Raw genomic sequence first — 707 nt, forward strand, 5'->3', positions numbered from 1 at the left:
GGGTTTGTCGGAGACTTTTTTATTTAAGTTAGGCCACCTGACCTAACGGGTTAATCTTATCATAGTACATTGCTTCAAACTCAAAAGGCGATACATAACCCAGTGCACTGTGTACACGCTTTTTATTGAACCAATCTACCCAGTTTAGTGTCGCAAGTTGTACATCTGCTAAACCTTGCCAATCTGCTTTTAAATATTCAATCACCTCTGTTTTGTATAAGCCATTCACCGTTTCAGCCAGAGCATTATCGTATGAATCACCAGTTGTACCGACTGATGCTCGTAAATTTGCAGCTTCTAAACGATTGGTATAGCGAATAGAAAGATATTGAACACCTCTATCGGAATGATGAATCACATTCTTTGGCATGCCTCGATCGTGCAATGCTTGCTCAAGTGCATCGAGTACCATATCTGTATTCATCCGTGTAGATACTTTCCAGCCAACAATTGCTCGTGAGAACACATCAATAATAAAGGCGGTATAGACCCAGCCTGAATTTGTTTGAATATACGTAAAGTCACTGACCCACAGTTGGTCAGGATGATCAGCAGTAAAATTACGTTTCACTAAATCATCTGCTCGTTTTTGGTCATCTCGGCTACGGGTGGTTTTTTTGTTCTTACCTCGCCAAACACCTTGTATACCTAGCTTTTTCATTAATCGAGCAACAGTACAGCGTGCAATAATATAGCCTTCACGTTTC

Annotated in this window: 1 protein-coding gene; it reads right to left on the bottom strand. The window is 40.6% G+C overall.

Annotation, left to right across the window (positions count from 1 at the left end):
- Positions 1-28: 28 nt before the first annotated feature.
- Positions 29-707, bottom strand: a 679-nt coding sequence (locus tag NI466_RS15805; RefSeq protein ID WP_253174008.1) for an IS3 family transposase, incomplete at its 5' end; no start/stop codon positions are given.

It is taken from the genome of Acinetobacter lwoffii (assembly GCF_024129595.1).
In the GTDB taxonomy this organism is placed as follows: Bacteria; Pseudomonadota; Gammaproteobacteria; order Pseudomonadales; family Moraxellaceae; genus Acinetobacter; species Acinetobacter lwoffii_O.